Origin of the sequence: Alkalinema sp. FACHB-956 (assembly GCF_014697025.1) — a bacterium.
Taxonomy (GTDB): domain Bacteria; phylum Cyanobacteriota; class Cyanobacteriia; order Leptolyngbyales; family Leptolyngbyaceae; genus Alkalinema.
The window spans coordinates 103,272-117,916 of sequence record NZ_JACJRC010000002.1 but is presented as its reverse complement, the minus strand read 5'-3'; the positions used below and the strand labels follow the sequence as shown (position 1 = coordinate 117,916).

Genomic DNA, 14,645 nt, shown 5'->3' with positions numbered 1-14,645 from the left:
TCTTGCAGTGCAAGAGCAAGCCGAGATTAGCGCTGGCCGGGGAGGATACGAGATTGTAACCATTCCATTAACTTATCCAACCCCCAGCCCACCAAGCCGATGTAGACTAGCGCCAAAATAATTTCGCTCACTTGGCCATTTTGGTAAGCGTTCCAGATGAAGAAACCAATCCCTACAATCCCGGACATGACGATTTCTGCTGCGATGATTGCCAACCAAGCCAAGCCAATGGCAATGCGGAGGCCGGTGAAGATGTAGGGTAAGGCGGAGGGGAAGAGAATCTTAAAGTAAAACTCTGACTTGGGCAGTTGCAGCACTTGGGCCACGTTGGTGTAATCCTGGGGAATTTGTTTAACACCAACGGACGTGTTAATCAGAATCGGCCAAACAGCGGTAATGAAAATGACGAACAAAGCTGCTGGTTGGTTCTGTTGCAGGGCTGCCAGGGCGATCGGCACCCAAGCCAAGGGCGGGACGGTTCGCAGAATTTGGAAAATCGGATCGAGTCCTTTGTAGATCCGTTTGTTTAAGCCAATGATAATGCCAACGGAAATCCCAACGATAGCAGCAAAGGTATACCCGATCGCGACCCGTTGCAAGCTGGCAAACACCTGCCAGAATAAGCCCTTATCCGTACCACCTTTGTCATAGAACGGATAGAGAATTAACTTCCAGGTTTCTTGAACAACCCGAATTGGGCCAGGAAGATTTTGATTGAACAATGAGAAAAACTGCCAGATTGCCAACAGAATCAACAATGTAACGAAGGGGGTTAAAAAGTCATCAATCCGCTGACGCAGCTTGGCATCCAAGGCGAAGCCCGAACTGGTGGGGCACTTTTGGGCAATGGTCATAATTCAAGTTCTCCTTAATAAACTTGCTCTTGCAGTGGGAAGGGAGATCGGACTCACTAAACCCGCTTAATCTTGAGGCTGCTGAGGTATGCCTCTGGGTTGGCGGGGTCAAACTTCACGCCATCAAAGAATTCCTCAATACCCCGAGATTTGTCGCTGGGAATGTCGCTGGCTGGGACACCAATTTCCTGGGCGCATTGCTTCCAGAGATCCTCGCGGTTGACCTTGCTGATCAGGGCTTTCGCAGACTCATACTGGCCTTTATCCAGGAAGTTCCAACGATGGCTTTCGGTCAGGAACCACAGGTCATGGCTCTGGTAGGGATAGGACACGCTGCCTCGTTTGTCCTTCCAATAAAGAACCGATTGCTGCGGATCATCGATAGTGCGTTCACCCAGATTGTATTTACCCATGAGGGGTTCTTCGAGCACCTTTTCTGGAACACCAAAGTATTCACGCTGGGCGAGGATGGCTGTCATTTCCTTCCGGTTTTTGAAGTCATCACACCATTGCTGGGCCTCCATGATGGCTTTCAGTAGTGCTTTTGTGGCCTTGGGATGCTTATCAGCCCAATCCTGACGCACTGCGAAATATTCTTCTGGATGGGCCTGCCACAATTCTGACGTGAGGGCTGAGATAAAGCCAATGTCATCGGCCACAATCCGGTAGGGCCAGGGATCTCCCGTACTAAAGGCATCCATTGCCCCCCGTTTCATATCCGCTACGGTTTGGGATGCAGGAACCGTTAGCAAATCCACTTCCGAATCGGGATCAATGCCATTCCCCGCTAACCAATAGCGAATCCAAAAATCTTGGTTCGCTTTCGGGAAGGTGTAGGCGGCCTTGAACCGATTGCCACTCGCTTTGAGGTCTGCAAAGTACTTTGGATCTGCCTTCAGTCCAACGTTTTTCCCTTTGTGTTTATTCGCGATCGCGATTCCATTGCCCTGAGTGTTGAGCTGACAGAGGATATACATTGGGATTTTTGCCCCATCAGTAATAATCCCTTCAGTAATCAGGTAGGGCATCGGCATTTGCCACTGTCCCCCATCAATTCCGCCACCACCGGAGCCAATTTTGACATTATCCCGTGCCGCACCCCAGTTGGCTTGCTTTTCCACTTTGACATCGGTCATGCCATATTTAGCGAAAAAGCCTTTGGCTGACGCAATGATTAAGGGCGCAGATTCCACGATCGGGAGGTAGCCCAGCTTCGCAGTTTTGACCTCAGGTTCTTCGCCTGCTTTCACACCGGAACCCGCAGCCACGGTGGGTGAGCCAGAAACCGCTGGTTGATCTTCAGGCGGATTGCCCATACAGCCCTTCAGAAGAATCGAACTCATAGCAGTAGCGCTTGCAGTCAGCACAAATTTGCGCCGTGAAAGCGCTAGGTTCTTCCGAGACATTTCTCCCTCCTTACATCCAACAAATCTATGAGTTCAATTACCAAATAGATAGATACCCATCTCAACCCTTGCTTTCTAAACAATTAGAAACCATGGTTGATCAGTTGCAAACTGGGTGGATATCTATTTATTTGTGTGGAGTGAAACTCTTTGAAAAGCAGACTAGACAAGTGTTTTGTCGTCTTTTCAGGTTTCGAAATCCATCTAATTTAGTTAACTAAATCAGGCAGTGTAGACCGATATAACTCCACAGCGAATTGAGTTGATTCAATACCTAGAAAGATTCATTCCTGAACTCTTCAATGATTAAATTATTCAGTAGTCAATCTGAAAAGTCTAGTAGCGAATCTCCACTAATTTTCGATGTTACTGATAAGTAGATCTTTGAGGATCGGGTCAGAATCAACCAAAATAAATTATGAATGTTCTAGGTACTCTATGAAAAAGACGATTGAAGCCAAAGTAATCGCGTTTCAATTTATCGAATATGAAGGAATGGATTTGATGCACTCTATCTTTCCACGGATTAATCGATAGGAATTAATGCTAATCCATTGACGTTTCTAATTCACGATCGACGGAACGTTGCACCCATAAATTCTAAGGCGGGGGCTAATCCACTGCACCAGTAAGTCAAGGTATGGCTCCCGGAGCGGACTCGATATTGATGGGTTATCTTTAATTGTCGTAATCGAATATGGAACAGAGCAACGCCTTCATTTCGAAAATCTTGGTCGCCACAATCTAAATAGATCTGGAGGTTTTGCAAGGACTCAGGATTTGCTACCTCCGCCAAGCAGAAGGGCTCGTAGGATGCCTCAATCCATAGACCAGCGCCCCCTATCCCCCATTGCCCAAGGATTCGATCGGAACGTAGCGACCATCACTCAAAATCAATGGCATTCCACAGGTTTCACAATGAAGCGATAGTGGTAGCCGATCACCCGAAGACAGCGACAATTCGGTCAAATGAGGGTTTTCTTTTGTCGATGAGGGATATGTGCAGTAGATTTGCATGGAGCCGGATTATCAACTACTGCTCTCTATTCTAGTACAGCGTAACTTCTCAACAGCCCCTCTATAAACGGCGATCGCCTATGTCTAAGATAACGCCCAAAACCAGGGGGATTTGTCAATTGCCCTACGGCAGACATGGCTGAGGGGATTCTTTTGGTAAGCTAAATCGGCATTTTTAATAATTGGCTTTTTAAATTAATAATTGGCTTTTTAAATAAGTAGGAGGTTGCTGTTCATGACTCAGGATGAGCTTGATCTAACAACTTAAAGGCAGAATCAGACTGGATGGTGCGGTAACCATTATCAAACCGAACCACCACAAAGTATTTAGTGACAGCGCGTTCAACCGTTCCGAATGCGCCTGTATGCGGCCAGCCTGTGATGAGACATTGCACCCGTTGTCCTGGCTGAAATTGCGAGGGCATTGCTAGCTCTTGGCGACGTTCTGCTGAAGTAGCAAATTGAGCAACTCGTTTTTGCTCTTTGATCGTGCAAAACTCTGTGAGCGAAAGCCCTGCGGCATCTGCCTGTTTTTGATAAAATTCACGCTCCTGCTTAGCTTGAATGCTGAATCGCTCATGTCCATATTGCTGATAACGTCTGCTGGCAAATAGAGCAAGCACATCGCCTTGATTTGCTAAATTGGTGAGGGCAATGGAAGCCGCCGATCGAATTGCCGCAATACCACTACTAGTACAAGATTCCAGAAAGTCGATAATCTCTGGATCGCCAAGGCCAAAACTGGCGATCACGCCAATCAATCCAGCTCCAATATTATCGTTCTCTCCCCATCTCAACCATTGCTGCCATGCGGCCATTGCATCTTCTTTTGACTGAATAGGTTGTCTGAGAATATACTCGTCCGATTCATTACTTAAAGCCATAGCTGACCAACCTCAAAAAGTCTCGATTATTTTGTCATTTAATAGGGATCAGGTGCGGAATCTGCTATCGCCTGTTCCTCTACCTCTCTTCTTTCCACACATTTGTGAATGAATTCGATCGCGCGTTCTAAGTCGTCTGTGCTCAAGTATTTGATTTCTCTCAGGCTCGGAGTGCGATTTTTTCGGAGTCGAGCATTGTCAATTATGTGATAGGGTTCTGACAAACGATTTTTCCCGGCTCGATCAAGCCGAATCATCCTTTGAATCGCTGCTATGAGGCTAGAAGAATAGGATTGATACTGGGTCGTATATTGATCATAAATTGCAGATTTAATTGTTGGCTCTAGTGATAACAGGGTAATACGAGGCTGCTTTTCTACTTGGCACCCGCAATAATTGCATTGCTGCATAAAATTTCTATAGCCCGCATCGCCAATACGTTCAGTCGTAAGTATTTCGCTGATGTTTCTGACGATGAAAGTACGGTTTTTGCATTTCGGACAGATGGTAGACTCATCTTTGATGAAAGATGAGATACTAAGATCTAATGTTTCTCGACTAATTGGGAAAGAGCAATCTAAACAAAATTCAGTATTCACACGGCATTGAATTAGACCTGCATGATATTCTGCCAGCTCAGTATCATGGAGAAAATCGATCGCTTGGATATCCTGCTTAATAAAAGGTGTTTTGCAAAAAGCGCAGTGCCTTTTCCGTTTGATTCTGACCTGTGGCTCTAGTTTGGAAGCATTGGAAAATATATAGATAACCGAATAGAGAATAAATGCCAGCAAAAGCAAAGTGACAATCAACAAGAAAGATTCTACCCTTGCGGATATAATTTCAGCTAAGATGATGGCTATCGAGGATAAAGATACCCATACTCCTAAAAAAGCGAATATCTGGTATATAAATAAAGAACTCTGGGCAGAGAGAGTTTCCTTGCTTGCCGTGTCTTCTAATATAACCTTGGTAAAAGGATGCAAATATATTGGTGTTGCGATCGCGACTTTTGCACAATCTCGATGCCGCTTAAAGAAATAGCGGGAGGTGATGAGTAGAACGATTGAAATTCCTACAAAAAGACTGACAATCATAGCAGCTGTTACCAACTAATTGAAACTTTCAACAGATTTTGCGTCAAAACATAAAGGGTTTAGGATTACTCAGGAGAAGTACTAACCAGAGCGTCCCATCTATGCTACTGCTGAAGCAGTTTTATCATGGACTAATCATAGTTTGAGTAATATCCTTGTTTTTCTCGCCATTCTAAATATTCGGCATTTTGTTTTTCCCGGAATCTTGCTTCTTCAGTATCTTTTGCCTGTCTTCGGATTTCTCTAAGGGCTTTTGCGCGATCGATGAGTGATAAATCTTTTAATTCATGCTCAAACTCTTTGGCAAAATCTCGCTTGGCTTCTTCAAGCTGAAACTTTCGATACTCATCGATTTGAGAAAATTCATATACTTTTTCGTAAGAACAATGTGAGCAACAGTAGGTCGTCTGCACCTTCCGTATATAACCATCCCATGTGATTACAGGATCACGTATGACCAATGCAAAATTCTGATGGCAGATCGGACAGTAAAAGCGTTGTATTAATGTGATGAGTGGTTTAATACTGAAAATCGCTGCAAGCGTTATATAAACCATAAAAGGGTATAGCCAAGCCTCACCGAAAGCGAAGCGATACACAAGTGAAAGCATCATGATATATATGATGAACGCTATAACCTTTCCTGGTATATCGTTCTTTTTCAAACAATCCTTTAAAGACTGATTCATAAGACCTCTTCATGTACAGAGTGGCAAGGATGATATAGGAAACGATAGCTCACCTACTGCGCATAGATCAGATGAGTCATGTTTATATGTCCAACCAAGTGCTACTTTATAGCTAGGCGGTCATCGCAAGTGGTCATGCGAAAATCAGAAGTAATAAGGTAGGAGGAAAATAACTCTCTTCAATGCACTTCTAGCATCGGTTTTATCGTTCTCAGATATGCTTCATGACCACTTAAATTTGTGTAATGATTGGAGCAAATTTGAGATGGTTTTTGAGAACACAAATTCTGTAGCGTTGAATAGATATTCGATAGGCGATTACATGCAGCACCATCTCCATAAAGAATACATTGTTCAGCTGCTGCCCATCCATCGATTTCCAATTGTCGGTACTGAGATGCTTCTTCGGGTGAGACGACAACATTATTTGGACGGGATTTGGATTTCTTCGTTTTAGATTTCTTCGGTTTCCGTTTTGTATTTCGAGCCAATAGCACTGGTCTTTCTTGGCTGAGAAGTACTGTAGAAGGTGAATTACTGCTTGAGGACTGTTGTTGAAGATTAAGATTTGATGCAGTTGCGCTTGTGGCAAACATTTCAAGACTCAGTGCTACAGTCGCAAAAACTACTGTAATTGATCGTGCTGGCAAGCTCATTGGTTATCTCCTAGATGACAATGTTGGGGGGTACTTTCCAATCTTATCTGAACTGATCCTACGTCTATAAGTTAAAGGATCGTTAATGGCTCTAAGCCCAATATCAAAGTTGCGATCGTAAGGGCGATCGTACTTTGAACGGTAATGAATCTTGGAATAATTGAGCGCATGAATTGAACAGAAATTGAATAGGTCATTATGCAGTCTCCTATTTATGATTGGCCCGCGGACTTAGCCACTTCTTCTTGCCATAATTGATGGAACTCTCGACTAATAGCTCGTTCATCTGGATAGCCTGGACGACGTTTTGAACTTTTTTTCAAATCTTCAATAATTGAAGGTTTGAATAGGTAAGCAACGCCGAGAATTACGAGTCCGACTAAGATATACATGATCGATGAGATTTGGATTCGATTCATCTTAACCTGTGTCATAAATCATCCTCAGCAATTGAGACATATGCAGTTTAGAAAAATTTGCTTGAGTTTGGCTAGTCTCAGCTTCAGCTCAGTCACAGGCTGAACCAACTGAGCTAAAAGTGATCCTTGACAAACGACCAGAAAGCAGGTACGGATGATGGTAAATTCCAATCTAATGTATGGTCTCTCTCTGTCTCTCTGAACACGGTAAAACTATTATTGAGCAAGCACGCCTCAAACGCGGTTGGACAGCCGATGATGAGCGCTGGCTGCAAGCGGCAATGGAAGCTACTCAACCAGCGCCGACAATCGGTTGGGACAATTACTGGAGATCGAACGTGGCAGGCTTTTCACCTTCGGTAGCGACGCTCAGGCGGTTTCTACAAGGGCGAAAAGTCCAAATCGAAAACTTTCAGGCTCTGTGCAAAGCGCTTGATGTCGAATTGGAAGATGCTGCTGATTTGAGTACGACACCCGATGCCCCAGCGCCAGTCTGTTATGGTCGTCGTCCGGCGATCGCACAATTGCAAAATTGGTTGAACGATCGACAATGCCGTATGGTTTGGCTCTATGGTCGTGCGGGAATGGGCAAAACGACTGTGGCACGAAGTGTCTGGCACCAGACTAAATCACAGTTTTCACACCATGCTTGGTATTCGCTGGAAACCGCCATCACTCCCCCGGAATTAATCAACCAACTTTTGTTCAGTTTGTCCCAAGGCGTAGTCGAACAGGGAACCTTGGCGGATTTGCAACGTTGTCTGAAACGGCATCGCTGCCTAATTGTGCTTGATCAATGGGAAACAATACTGACAACCGATATTGACGACGACTATCAAAAGCTCCTGCGCGCGATCGGACATGATCATCAAAGTACGCTACTGCTCGTCAGTCGGCAACGGCTATCGCCATTACTCACCCAGCACCTGACACCCAAGTGCTATGAGCTAACTGGAATGACTGATGCAGACGATCGCGAATTTTTGATAGCAGAGGGACTGCAAGGCAGTGAACTGGAGCTACAAAGGTTTATCGCAATCTACAATAATCCTCAAATTATTAAATTGATGGCGGAACGGATTCGGACTATTCATGCTGGCAGCATCGCCACTTTAGTTGAATCAGGGGTTAGTATCTATGGAAATAAAGATATCACACAAATTCTTCGATCGGAGTTTCGCCATTTGTCGGCACTCGAAAAAGCAATCTTATACTGGCTGGCAATTTGGCGACAACCGCTCGACTATCTTGAGTTGCGCCAGAGTCTGCCTGAGGTGCCACTAGCACAGCTAGATGACGCGCTCTATTCCCTCATGAGTCAGCACTCACTAATTGGCAAATCCGCCAAGGCAGAGTACGAAGTAGAGCCTGTCACCCTGAAAGAAATCACGAATTTACTAATCGAGGAAATTGCCCGCGAGATTCGCTATTTAATTAAAGGACGGCCTAATGCAATGGCCAAATTGCTGATTAGTCATAGTTTGGTGGTAGAAGATGAAGTGGTTCGTGCTGAACAGATGCAGCGAATTGTAAGCAAGATCGTCTGTCTTCTAAAACAAGAAATTCCACCCTTGAAACTTCGGCAAGGCATTCAACAGCTTAAAACACAAATCACCACAGGCTACGCCGGACAAAACTTAGCCTTGCTTGAACAAGCATTCCTATAGGCCATACTCGAAATAGTCTTGACTCAATTTTGGACTTCTGGATTAACTGACGGAATGGGGACATAGCCCAGTTCTGCCATAATTCTTTTGGCTTCTTTTGTGGTCAGCACAGCGGCATAGTATTCACCTATCCACTGTTTAATGCCAGCATCTTGCAAGACAATTACTGAAATTGTCGATAGAAGTTTATAGGAAGATGCTTCAATTATCTTCAGATTCACCTGATTTCGTTTATTCGCACGGCAATCTGCGCTGGAAAGAATCCGCTCTTGTTGGTAAGGATGGAGGAGAGAACCAGCATCGAACCCCAGTTTTAAGGCTTTCAACGAGCAGCCGACGATCGACCGCACAACGACTGAAGTAGGCGCAATCATCATACCCCCACGATCATCTTGAATTCTTTGAAATGCCTCCTCAAAATTTTTTACTTTAGTAAAATCGACTCCCGCTTGTGGTTCTCCACCGCTCGGATTTTTGATATATTGAGCATCAGTGGCATACATCCGAATCGGCAAATCAGGCCCGCCCACTTCTTGCCAATTAAGAATCTTTCTTGCCTCAATCAACTCTAATTGTTTTGAAGTAATTCCGCCAATTGGTAATTCTGGATGCACGACAACGGCACTACTTGTTGTTGCAACGGCAATTTTAGCCAGTTTGACTTGGCGAGCACGGGCGTTGTTGGCTTGCTTAGCTTGAATCCCTTTCGAGGAAAGCGCAAAGTCTAGTTCTCCCTGAATCAATCGATCTATGCCGTCTGCCGAATACTCATATCCCTGACTGGGCGGCTTTCGTTTCAAAATCAATTTCAGGTTGTTACGTTGAATTCGATCGTTGATTTCTGCGGCAAGGGGTTCTGCAGTAGTACTGCCACCATAAAAATAAGTGGTTTCAACTGGTGGAGGAAAGCTAATATCACTAATTGTTGATAAGCTCACTGTCCAATCGCGTTGCGGGATTTTGGGACGATTGAACTGAGGCAGGCCATAGGTGATTAGCCCCGCGATCGTACAACCTCCAAGTAACCCATACCCTAGTAGACGTCCCGGCGGACGCTGCTGATTCAGTTGCGTTAAAGCTACGCTGGCCGACGCTGGCCGTTTCACCGGGTCAGGATCGCGCATCTGCAAAAGCAAGCGTTTAAACTGCCAAGATGTGTGATGTGGCAATGCTCCATTGGGATTACCAGTTAACAAGCAAATAGCAGTTTTAGCAAGTGCATATAAATCAGTCGTCAACCCAATTTGTCCCTGTAATTGTTCTGGAGCGGCGTATTCTGGTGTGCAAAAAGGTTGAGTTGTCTGTCCTGAAATTGTGGATATTGTATCTGCCATTACCTGATGCACCGCGCCAAAATCAATCAGATGGTATTTACCATCGGTTGTCTGAATGATATTAGAGGGTTTGATATCGCGATGAATTACAGGTGACGATCGAGTCTGCAAATAATCTAAAATCTCTAGCATCTGACGGAGCATTTCTTTCACCGCAGTTTCAGGCCAAACCGTGCCAGATGAATTGTCCAGAATTTTTTGTAAGTTATCACCCGGCACATACTCTTGAACGAAATATGCATAGCTGTGATCACCCGATTGCACTTGAAAAGGTTCATATACCCGTGGAATCTGAGTATGACGTAGTTTATCTAAGACGTCGGCTTCGGACTCAAATGCTTTCAGTGCTTGTTGAATCTGCCCAGGAAAGAGTCCGCGATCACTACGGAATTGTTTGATGGCTCGACGGGCATAGGTGCCATCATTTTGGGGGAATTTGAGGTCATAGGCCAAAAATACTCGACCAAATCCTCCATCCCCTAAGGATTCGATCGGAACGTAGCGACCATCACTCAAAATCAATGGCATTCCACAGGTTTCACAATGAAGCGATAGTGGTAGCCGATCACCCGAAGACAGCGACAATTCGGTCAAATGAGGGTTTTCTTTTGTCGATGAGGGATGTGTGCAGTAGATTTGCATGGAGCCGGATTATCAACTACTGCTCTCTATTCTAGTACAGCGTAACTTCTCAACAGCCCCTCTATAAACGGCGATCGCCTCTACGGCAGACTCATCCAAGAAAAAGACCATTTGCTTTTCATCCTGTTTGTAAAATATCATGATTTTCCTATTGACGATATTGATTCCAAGCTGACTCAGCCGCTCTAGCAAAATATAAGACACAATCTGATTTTTCTCTTCTGCACCTGTGATAATTTGTAGTTATTTCATACAGCCGCTCTTGCCCTCGCATCCAAGCAAAATAACATCCGGTGCTTTGGTAGAATCCATTTGTGTAATAATCAGTTGTCTTCACATGAAGTTGTACATTATCCTGAAAAAGAAACATCGCCTTTTTAGAGTGTGCTAATCGTCCTTTTTTACACCTAAAGCTAAAGCACGGAAGTGGCATAGTCAGCAGGCAGATAAACGGTATAGCGAATGGATTTACCAAGAATTCGACTCTAGATCGTCAGTCCTTCTTGAACAATGCCTTGTATCATTCCATCATCCTGACAGGGCTAATTTGCTGGATTGATATATTTAATGGATGGAGAGTGGACACAAGCTAGCTTGTAAACGCTAGACTAGGATCTTTTCAAAACGATCGCTTCGACTAAGTAAAGAAATACATTCAGGTCGTCAATGTCACGGGTTTGCAAGACAACATTCACAAGATCAAGGGGGTTAAAGCGTCCAGATGACCATCCATCAGTCTTGCGTCGAATTGCAATCGTGCCATTTCCCGTCGTTAATTCTAGTTCATGGGCCTCAATCCGTCCTGGCACTCGATGGGAAAAGATAACCGTAATAAAACCTGAACCTATTTCCAACTTGATACTCTGAGCTGTTGAAAACCGAACAACACCCGACTGAGCGAGTTCAGCTTGTGCCCGTTGGAGCCGGATGGTGCTCCAAGCTCGTTCCGCCGCTTGAGCAAAAATGTAGTCATCACTAATTGAAATATCCCAAGCTGCTCCCGCAATGGAGAAAGGTCGTCTCCTGGTTGGCTGATCCGACAAGAACGGTTGATTGTTCCAAATATAGTGAAATGAAGTGCTGTCATAGTCTCCATATCTGTAGCGATTCGTAATATTCTTGCGTAATCCCGTTGTTTCTGAGAAACGCAAAACCTCACCTTTGATTCCTTTACGGGTTTGCCAGTAATAAGCAACTCCCAGTTCACCCACAAAAGAGCATTTAGCTTTGGAACCGCGAAATGTAGTGATATAAAACCATCCAAATAGCACTGCTACTAACCCTCCTCCAAACCAAGCCCAAATTGAACCTGCACCGGAAGCATTCAGTATTATTCCAACTAAGAATCCAGCCCCAATAGAAAATAGGCTGAGGAGAGCAAAGAGGAAGAGGTAGAAAAGGGTGATCAGGACTTGTTGCCAAGAAGAGAAGACGCTTCGGGTATTTTCCAGTAAAGTTTGCAAAATGGGTGTTCTACTTAATCGATTGAGTGCCTCCGTAGTACCTGCTCCTGATGCTGCGCTAATTACCGCTCCAATCTCTGGAGGAGGTGATGCGAAGAAAAATGTATCAGGATCAAGCAACAAGCCTCTATGATCCTTGATCTGTGCTGGCGGAGTCCAAACTGTCTGGTAGATCGTCTGCATAGTATCTTGTCTGAATGCTTATCGAAAATCTGATTCGAGATCATCAGTCCTTTGGGCACGATGCTTTTTATACTGATTTTTCTATAGACTAACCAAGCAAACTACTCAAATATTCTGGGAATGTTACTTGCTGAGTCGGAGATAGTTTCCACTGGGATCTGATCAGCTTTCTACTAGGCCGCGCAGGTATCGATCACAGGTAATATAGTCATTTATTCCCTAATTTTCAATCTTTTTGGAAATTTGAGACAATTAGGTGTCTGAAAGTCGTCATTCTGTCCTAAATTCAGAGTATAGAAGGATATTACAGGATTGATCTCTAAGTATGAGTGACTTCGCTGCTGAATCCTGGAATGACAGGTATCGAAATAATCAAGATCGGTGGGATCTAGGGTGTCCAGCTCCCCCCTTAATCAATCTACTGGCTTCATCCCAAGCGCTTAAAGCTGGGAAAATGGCCGTTTTGGGATGTGGGAAGGGACAGGATGCGATGTTGTTTTCAACCGCAGGGTTTGACGTTATCGGGTTTGATTTTGCCCGCACTGCGATCGAGTATGCTCAGGCAACGGCCCAAGCACGAGCCCTAACCACTCAGTTTTTACAACGTAATATCTTTGAACTCGAAACAGCGTTTTTCCAGGAGTTTGATTATGTTCTGGAGCACAATTGTTTTTGTACGATCGATCCAACGCTGCGATCGCGCTACGTTGAGGTTGTAAAGAACCTGCTCCGTCCAGAAGGGCAACTGATTGCTCTATTCTTGACTCGCCATCGCTCTGACGTGCCGCCCTTTAGCATTCAACCCCAAGCCATTCTGGAACTGTTCGCCCCTGACTTTGATGTCATTCTGTTCAAAGCAGCAAAAGATTCCATTGTCAGTCGTCGAGGCAAAGAACATTTAGGAATTTTCCAGGTGCGAGCGACCTAGCAGCCACAGCCACAACCTCCCGCAGTATTTTCTTGCGCTTCTGCTGCAAACATTTGCTTTAAATCATCCAGTGCCCCACCGGATAGAGCTGTATAGCCATACAAGGCAAAGCGCTGAGTCAGGTCGTAAGCATTGTGCTGTTCCTGGATCTGTCCCAGGACTCGATCCCCCCAACGAGTGCGCCCACTAGAAGAACAACAGCATAAAGTCACAATACCAATTGATAACCATGCCGCTGTACAGATAGCCCCATCTACATATAAGGATTGAATACCTAGACCACTGCTGAGCAATGTCATAGGAATAAACCAAACAAAGCTTGATCCCATAAAAGCAGCCCATCCTGTCATCAATAGCTTCTCCTGCTCTAGTGATCTTCTTAGAAAATTCGTTTGATATTGGCTAGCTTGCCGTAGATCTTTGAAAGATGGTGTTCGATGAACTTGCTTCATTACTTGCTGTTCGAGGGATGGTGCTTCAGGCGCTAACTGTTTTTCGATCGCAAACGTCCGATTGCGAACATTGGGACGCAAATAGCCCTGATGGACTAGATTAGTAATAGCCAACTCCACAGAGCGTGAATCTCCTCCCGCTAAATAAGCGGTTTGGTAATGGTCTAGCTGAGGTTTATGGGGCTGTTGGCTGGGACTTTGGATCACGTAACGTAAGCTGAGTCCCAGGATGACCGCACCAAAGAGGATTGTCCAATATAGATTAGCAGCAGTGTTACCTGTTGCTTGCTCTGGCATTGCTCCATGGGCTGCACCACTGTAAATCAGCATCAGACCGACCCCGATCGCTAGAATACTCCAGGACTGAGCAATTTTCAGAGGAAGAATACGTTTAGGAATCACCCAGTGATCGTTTAAGCTAATCCGCTGCATCTTTAGTTCAGCACCAAACCGCACATCTGGCGGTGACCAAAGATCAATAGGTGGAGCACCAAAGAATTGTCGATAACTCGCGATCGTTTGTGTATAAAGATGATGGAATTCTACGCGTTCTGCACGTCCCCCTCGGGCTGGATGATGGTGCAGTTTTTTCCCTAACACCTTTGGGCAAAACTCTTCCCAGTAGGACTGTGTCAGGAGTATGTGGGCATGCCATACCTGATCTACCTGATCAGAAGGCACCACCTGATGGTTGGCAACGACGGTAAGAAAGGCAAACTTTTTATACTCCGCGATCGCCCGTTGAGCATAGGCTAGCGTCCAGCCATGATTTTTCATCAGATGGCGGGTAAACCCAAATTCATGGCTTGGATCATCCAACTCAAATGTCTGTAGCCGTTGATAAAGGGTGGATTGGAATGTATCAAACATAGACAATCAGCCTTATAAAAGGTACAGTTATTTTTACTTGTCTCTAGAAAGTAAGTAAATGGAGGAATAGTGTAATGAAGTGTA

11 protein-coding genes are annotated in these 14,645 nt (G+C 44.8%); 2 read left to right on the top strand and 9 right to left on the bottom strand.

All coding sequences use genetic code 11. From position 1 onward, the window contains the following. Positions 1–26 precede the first annotated feature (26 nt). The 6 genes from ntrB to H6G21_RS03905 all read right to left on the bottom strand — a co-directional run bounded on the left by ntrB (position 27) and on the right by H6G21_RS03905 (position 6,603). The gene (gene ntrB, locus H6G21_RS03930; protein WP_190570759.1) at positions 27–854 is read right to left on the bottom strand and encodes a nitrate ABC transporter permease; all 828 of its coding nucleotides are present in this window, start codon (positions 852–854) and stop codon (positions 27–29) included. A 56-nt stretch (positions 855–910) separates the two neighbouring features. Then, positions 911–2,260: a CmpA/NrtA family ABC transporter substrate-binding protein gene (locus H6G21_RS03925; RefSeq protein ID WP_190570757.1), complete on the bottom strand. Its 1,350-nt coding sequence runs from the start codon at positions 2,258–2,260 to the stop codon at positions 911–913. Between the two features lie 1,250 nt (positions 2,261–3,510). Continuing rightward, positions 3,511–4,161, bottom strand: a complete 651-nt coding sequence (locus H6G21_RS03920; protein ID WP_190570755.1) for a hypothetical protein — start codon at positions 4,159–4,161, stop codon at positions 3,511–3,513. 38 nt (positions 4,162–4,199) lie between these two features. Further along, positions 4,200–5,258: a hypothetical protein gene (locus H6G21_RS03915; protein ID WP_190570753.1), complete on the bottom strand. Its 1,059-nt coding sequence runs from the start codon at positions 5,256–5,258 to the stop codon at positions 4,200–4,202. A 131-nt stretch (positions 5,259–5,389) separates the two neighbouring features. Continuing rightward, the gene (locus H6G21_RS03910) at positions 5,390–5,947 is read right to left on the bottom strand and encodes a hypothetical protein (RefSeq protein WP_190570751.1); all 558 of its coding nucleotides are present in this window, start codon (positions 5,945–5,947) and stop codon (positions 5,390–5,392) included. 179 nt (positions 5,948–6,126) lie between these two features. After that, on the bottom strand, positions 6,127–6,603 hold the full coding sequence (locus H6G21_RS03905; protein WP_190570749.1) for a hypothetical protein: 477 nt from the start codon (positions 6,601–6,603) through the stop codon (positions 6,127–6,129). 598 nt (positions 6,604–7,201) lie between these two features. On the opposite strand from H6G21_RS03905, the gene H6G21_RS03900 reads away from it, so the two are divergent. Next, a complete protein-coding gene (locus H6G21_RS03900) occupies positions 7,202–8,689 on the top strand; it encodes an ATP-binding protein (protein WP_190570747.1) in 1,488 nt (495 codons plus the stop codon). A 23-nt stretch (positions 8,690–8,712) separates the two neighbouring features. Here H6G21_RS03900 and H6G21_RS03895 read toward each other — a convergent pair whose 3' ends face one another. Together H6G21_RS03895 and H6G21_RS03890 are read right to left on the bottom strand one after the other, a co-directional pair. Beyond that, positions 8,713–10,551: a serine/threonine-protein kinase gene (locus H6G21_RS03895; RefSeq protein WP_190570745.1), complete on the bottom strand. Its 1,839-nt coding sequence runs from the start codon at positions 10,549–10,551 to the stop codon at positions 8,713–8,715. Between the two features lie 722 nt (positions 10,552–11,273). Then, positions 11,274–12,311 (bottom strand): hypothetical protein, encoded by a 1,038-nt coding sequence (locus H6G21_RS03890; protein ID WP_190570743.1) that lies wholly within the window; start codon positions 12,309–12,311, stop codon positions 11,274–11,276. 325 nt (positions 12,312–12,636) lie between these two features. On the opposite strand from H6G21_RS03890, the gene H6G21_RS03885 reads away from it, so the two are divergent. Continuing rightward, entirely contained in the window at positions 12,637–13,239 is a 603-nt protein-coding gene (locus H6G21_RS03885; protein WP_190570741.1) for a methyltransferase domain-containing protein, read from the top strand. On the opposite strand, the gene H6G21_RS03880 is transcribed toward H6G21_RS03885, so the two are convergent. Continuing rightward, entirely contained in the window at positions 13,236–14,561 is a 1,326-nt protein-coding gene (locus H6G21_RS03880; RefSeq protein WP_190570739.1) for a TIGR04222 domain-containing membrane protein, read from the bottom strand. The genes H6G21_RS03885 and H6G21_RS03880 overlap by 4 nt on opposite strands. Positions 14,562–14,645: the final 84 nt, after the last annotated feature.

Excerpts from the sequence above, each read along its gene's own strand:
- H6G21_RS03920 (WP_190570755.1), bottom strand. The coding sequence starts at position 4,161 with ATGGCTTTAAGTAATGAATCGGACGAGTATATTCTCAGACAACCTATT.
- H6G21_RS03890 (WP_190570743.1), bottom strand. The coding sequence starts at position 12,311 with ATGCAGACGATCTACCAGACAGTTTGGACTCCGCCAGCACAGATCAAG.
- H6G21_RS03925 (WP_190570757.1), bottom strand. The coding sequence starts at position 2,260 with ATGTCTCGGAAGAACCTAGCGCTTTCACGGCGCAAATTTGTGCTGACT.
- H6G21_RS03895 (WP_190570745.1), bottom strand. The coding sequence starts at position 10,551 with ATGCCATTGATTTTGAGTGATGGTCGCTACGTTCCGATCGAATCCTTA.
- H6G21_RS03910 (WP_190570751.1), bottom strand. The coding sequence starts at position 5,947 with ATGAATCAGTCTTTAAAGGATTGTTTGAAAAAGAACGATATACCAGGA.
- H6G21_RS03885 (WP_190570741.1), top strand. The coding sequence starts at position 12,637 with ATGAGTGACTTCGCTGCTGAATCCTGGAATGACAGGTATCGAAATAAT.
- H6G21_RS03915 (WP_190570753.1), bottom strand. The coding sequence starts at position 5,258 with ATGATTGTCAGTCTTTTTGTAGGAATTTCAATCGTTCTACTCATCACC.
- H6G21_RS03905 (WP_190570749.1), bottom strand. The coding sequence starts at position 6,603 with ATGAGCTTGCCAGCACGATCAATTACAGTAGTTTTTGCGACTGTAGCA.
- ntrB (WP_190570759.1), bottom strand. The coding sequence starts at position 854 with ATGACCATTGCCCAAAAGTGCCCCACCAGTTCGGGCTTCGCCTTGGAT.
- H6G21_RS03900 (WP_190570747.1), top strand. The coding sequence starts at position 7,202 with ATGGTCTCTCTCTGTCTCTCTGAACACGGTAAAACTATTATTGAGCAA.
- H6G21_RS03880 (WP_190570739.1), bottom strand. The coding sequence starts at position 14,561 with ATGTTTGATACATTCCAATCCACCCTTTATCAACGGCTACAGACATTT.